Genomic DNA, 4,792 nt, shown 5'->3' on the forward strand with positions numbered 1-4,792 from the left:
AGCTGGCAGAGGAGCTGGGCATCGAGCCCGGCCCGCAACTGCAGCACCTGCAACGAGCAGTGCTGAGTGCCGACCCCGCCCTGGCCCCGCCCGCCCCAACAACCGCTCTGTCAGGCCGCCTCGAGCCGTCGTGGGCGCCGTGCCTGCTGCCCAGCGATGCCGCCGGATTCACCGGCCGCGAATGGGAGCTGGCGTGGCTGGACCGGTTGACGGCCTCGGACGCGGCCTCCACCGCAGCGGTGGTCGGCCTGATCTCCGGCACTCCCGGGGTGGGTAAGACCGGCTTGGCCCTCCACTGGGCCCATCGGGCGCAGCAGAACTTCCCCGACGGGCAGTTGTATGTGAACCTGCGCGGCTACGATCCCGAGAAGCCGATGACCGCGGGAGAGGCGCTGGCCCGGCTGCTGGCCGCGCTCGGCCTGCGTGGCCAGGACGTTCCCTTGGACGTGGAGGAGCGGGCGGCCCGCTACCGCAGCGAGCTGTCAGGGCGGCGGATGCTGGTCGTGCTGGACAACGCAAACAGCGCCGGGCAGGTGCGGTCGCTGCTTCCCGGCACCGCTACCTGCGCGACCCTGGTGACCAGCCGCGACGCGCTGCCCGGCCTGGTGGCCCTGCACGGCGCCCACCGCCTGGTGCTGGACCTGCTGCCCGCCGATGACGCCCGTACCCTGCTCCGCCGGCTGATCGGTCCCCGAGTGGATGCCGAATCCCAGGCTGCCGCCACCCTCGCGGAGCTGTGCCAGCGACTACCGTTGACGCTGCGCCTGGCCGCCGAACTCGCCGCCGCCCGCCCCCACCACAGCCTGGCCGCCCTGGCCACCGAGCTGGCCGACCAGCATCGTCGACTGGACCTTCTCGACGCCGACGAGGACATCGGAGTCGGCGTGCGGGCAGTGTTCTCCTGGTCCTACCAGCGCCTGCCCGCCCCGGCAGCCCGTGCCTTCCGCCTGCTGGCCCTGCATCCCGGCACCGACTGGGACGCCTACGCCACCGCCGCCCTCACCGACACCGGACCCCATCCGGCTCGGCGCCTACTCGACCGGCTGGCTCGCGCCCACCTCATAGAGCCCACCGGTCCCGACCGGTACACCATGCACGACCTGCTGCGCGCCTACGCCGCCGAACTCGCCGCCACCACCGACCCGGAACCCGACCGTCAGGTCGCGCTGACCCGCCTGTTCGACCACTACCTCGCCACCGCCATCACCGCGACGGCCTTCCTCGGTCACTATTCCGGGAAATGGCGTCCCCGGCTCCTCCGGGCCGCACCGCTCTCGCGCGCCTCGCCGGTCGGCGATTCCGCTGGGGCGCGGGCCTGGCTGGATGCGGAACGCCCCAACCTCACCCTCGTCTGTGCCCACGCCGCCCGCCATGGCTGGCACGAGCACGCCCAGGACCTGGCCGCCATCCTCTTCCGCTATCTCGGCACCGGCGGACACTACGCCGACGCCCTGGCCATCCACACCCACGCCCACCAGGCCGCCCGCCGTCAGGGCGACCGCCATGGCGCAGCCTATGCACTGACCCACCTGAGTTCCATGTACTGGCGGCAGGGCCACTATCGGCAGGCGGTCGACCACGGCCGCAGGGCATTGGAGTCGTTCCGGCGGGTCGGCGACCGGTCCGGCGAGGCCCATGCGCTCCTCAACCTGTGCTTGGTGTACTGGCGGCAGGGCCACTATCGGCAGGCGGTCGACCACGGCCGCAGGGCATTGGAGTCGTTCCGGCGGGTCGGCGACCGGTCCGGCGAGGGTTATGCACGTCTCGGTCTGGGCCTGGTGCACTGGCGGCAGGGGGACTACGGGCGGGCTGTCGAGCAGTACCGCCGGGCCCTTGACCTCTTCCGGCGGCTGGGCGACCAGTCCGGCCGGGCCTACGCGCTGACCTGCCAAGGGCTGGTGGACTGGCGGCAGGGGGACCATGGGCGGGCTGTCGAGCAGCACCGCCGGGCCCTGGACCTCTTCCGGCGGCTGGGTGATCGGGCCGGCCAGGCAGAGGCACTCACCCACCTGGCTCTGGTGGACTGGCGGCAGGGGGACCATGGGCGGGCTGTCGAGCAGCACCGCCGGGCCCTGGACCTCTTCCAGCGGCTGGGCGACCAGGCCGGCCAGGCCTACACGCTGACTCACCTCGCTCTGGTCCACTGCCGGCAGGGAAATCGTCCGAGGGCCATGGAACAGCACCGCCGGGCCCTCGACCTCGCCCGGCAGACCGGCTACCGCGCAGTCGAGGCCGAGGCGCTCAACGGCCTCGGCGAAACCTTGCAGATGAGTGGTCAGGCGGTGCAAGCCCGCACCTGGCACGCCGACGCGCTGGCCATGGCCGAGGCGATCGGTGACCGATACGAACAGGCCCGCGCACACCAGGGCATCGCCGCCACACACCACACGACCAACGACCTCCACCTGGCCCGCCGCCACTGGCAAGACGCCTTGAGCCTCTACTGTGACCTCGGAGTGCCCGAAGCAGACACCATTCGTGCCCAACTGTCCGCACTCACCCACCAGAACATCAACCCACCTGCACCCCCGTGAGCAGAACAGCGCCCGCTCCGGCTCAGACTGTCCCCGAAGAAGAGCTGAGGGGCGTGTGGCGAAGGCGGCAGTTCGGTATCTGGCGTGGGGAATGTCGCGGCGGGTAGGTCCGGCGCCCAGCGGACGGCGGTCGGTCATTGCCCGATTCTCGCCGTTTTCACCCGGTTCATCCTCGACGGCCGTGCCCCGTGAATCCCGTACACAGGCGCGCGTGTAGGGCCGGCCGCCGGTTTCATGTCCGAGGAGCTCCCCGGACCGTGCGAGGTGAACCCCGTCAGAGGTTTTTCTTCACCGCCCCGGCACACGCCCCGGCGGGGCCCAGGGCGCGAGCGTGTCGTGCGCGTGCGAGGTGGTGAGCTCCCGGCGCCCGCCACGCGGCGGTGATGGCCGCCGGTGTCTGGTAGCCCGTCAGCAGCGTGATCAGACCGCGGCCCTTCGGCGTCAGGGCCCGTTCGAACGCCGGAAAGATTTCCAGGAGCTGGGCATGCAGCCGGTTGAGCTGCCGGGTGCGGTCGCTGACCAGGTCGGTGCGGCGTCCGATCAGTGTCCGCAGGTCGATGGCGACCTCGTCGCCGGGACGCAGCAGGCCCAGGTCGCGGCGCATGCGGGCTTGGTCGGCGATGACGCGGGCGTCCCGGGCGTCTGTCTTGCCCTGGCCGCGGTAGCCGGCCGCGACGTGGTGGACGGCCAGGCCGGTGAGGCAGGCCATCGGCTGGCCCCGGGCGAGCAGCAGCCCGATCAGCAGGGCCGCGCTGCCGTGGGTGGTATCCATCGCGCACAGTACTTCGCCGTGGCCGGTAAGCGCGTACACATCCCGGGGCAGCTGCAGCAGCTCGGCCTCGTCGTTACGCACGCGTCGGGACAGCAGCCGGGTCCCGTGCGCGTCGAGCGCCACGCAGTGGTGATGCCTCTTGCCGATGTCAACTCCGGCCCAAATCTCGAACATGGTCACCCCCGCCAGCTGGTCGTGTTCAGATGCCACGGACGGTCTCACCGGCGTTGTTCTACAGAGCGATCAAGTCGCGTATCCCCACCAGCAGTTCAGACCGTCACGGAGCTCGGGGCGGCCAAGTGTCAGGAGCCATCGAACGGCGACAGGCACTGAGCCATACCCTCAGCTGCCGGGCCCCTCCGATCCTACGAACGACCGGTCGTGGGGCCGCACTAGAACGGTAGGACAGGCACTCACGCCGAAGCCTCCAAGCACCCGCCGCGAACGACGACCTCTGGTCGACCACCGGCTACGAAGAGATTTTGTATGAGCCGAGAGCTACACCCATCCGCGACCGCGGCTGCTCACTGCTCCGCGATCGTCTGTTGGAACGCCGGGGCCGTCTCATCGTCGCCGGCCGCGACGTCTACGAGGCCTTCCTCAGCCTCGCCGCCTGTTTGATCACCTACCAGCACGTCCAACGCTTTCGTCAGGGCTGGCTATGTTGTACGAATAGTAGGAAGCACGGTACCGCGCTGCCCAGTTGGAGCGTACGAGATGGTGCCAGCCGGGGGAGTGAACAACCTTCCCGTGCCACTGACGACCTTCGTGGGCCGCCAGCGGGAGGTCGCCGAAATCTGCGCCCGACTGGAGCGGACCCGGTTGGTCACGCTGACCGGAGCCGGCGGAGTCGGCAAGAGCCGGCTCACCCTTGAGGTGGCCACAAGGACGGCGGCACACCGTCGTGACGGAGTGCGGTTCGTGGAACTGGCTGGCTTGACCGAGCCTCAGCTGGTAGCCAATGCCGTCGCGGCTGTCTTGGACGTGCCGGAGCACCCGGAACGAGCGTTGCCGGACATCCTGGCGGAACAGCTCCGCGAGGCGGACCTGCTGCTCTTCCTAGACGGCTGTGAACATCTGCTGAAGCCGATGGCCCAGCTGGTGCACATGTGGCTGACCGCTTCTCGAGGGCTTCGGATTCTGACCACGAGCAGGGAGCGCCTCGGCATTCGCGGGGAGATCCTGTGGCCGGTTACGGGACTGGCCGCTCCCCCCGAGCATGTCGAGGGAATCGAGGTCGAGGGTTTCGAGGCGGTGCGAGCGTTTCTGGAGCGGGCCGCAGCGGTCGATCCCGGCTTTCGCCTGACGGCGTCCACCGCGACGGCGGTGGGCGCGAGGACCGGGCCACCTTCAGCCGCCGGCACAGCAGAGCGACAGTATGGGTGGTCCTCTCCGCCTCGATGAACGCGTACACCGCGCTCATCGATCGCTCTCCTTCGCGAAGAAGACCGCCGCTTTTCGCAGCACCTCGATCGTCTCGGCCTGC

The 4,792-nt window shown here is 70.1% G+C and carries 3 protein-coding genes and 1 pseudogene; 2 read left to right on the forward strand and 2 right to left on the reverse strand.

The features are described 5' to 3' along the window. Window positions 1-2,534 (forward strand): ATP-binding protein (locus IEZ04_RS34210; RefSeq protein WP_189220899.1); only part of this gene is annotated, 2,534 nt, incomplete at its 5' end. A 373-nt stretch (window positions 2,535-2,907) separates the two neighbouring features. On the opposite strand, the pseudogene IEZ04_RS34215 reads toward IEZ04_RS34210, so the two are convergent. Together IEZ04_RS34215 and IEZ04_RS36315 are read right to left on the reverse strand one after the other, a co-directional pair. Next, window positions 2,908-3,480: pseudogene (locus tag IEZ04_RS34215) on the reverse strand (IS110 family transposase); the annotation flags it as partial. Window positions 3,481-3,830: 350 nt separating this feature from the next. Then, the gene (locus IEZ04_RS36315) at window positions 3,831-3,941 is read right to left on the reverse strand and encodes a DUF6207 family protein (protein WP_487222072.1); all 111 of its coding nucleotides are present in this window, start codon (window positions 3,939-3,941) and stop codon (window positions 3,831-3,833) included. Window positions 3,942-4,056: 115 nt separating this feature from the next. Between IEZ04_RS36315 and IEZ04_RS34220 the strand changes: the two genes are divergently transcribed. Further along, window positions 4,057-4,710 (forward strand): ATP-binding protein, encoded by a 654-nt coding sequence (locus tag IEZ04_RS34220; protein WP_189220900.1) that lies wholly within the window; start codon window positions 4,057-4,059, stop codon window positions 4,708-4,710. Window positions 4,711-4,792: the final 82 nt, after the last annotated feature.

This window comes from Streptomyces ruber (genome assembly GCF_014648075.1).
GTDB lineage: Bacteria > Actinomycetota > Actinomycetes > Streptomycetales > Streptomycetaceae > Streptomyces > Streptomyces ruber.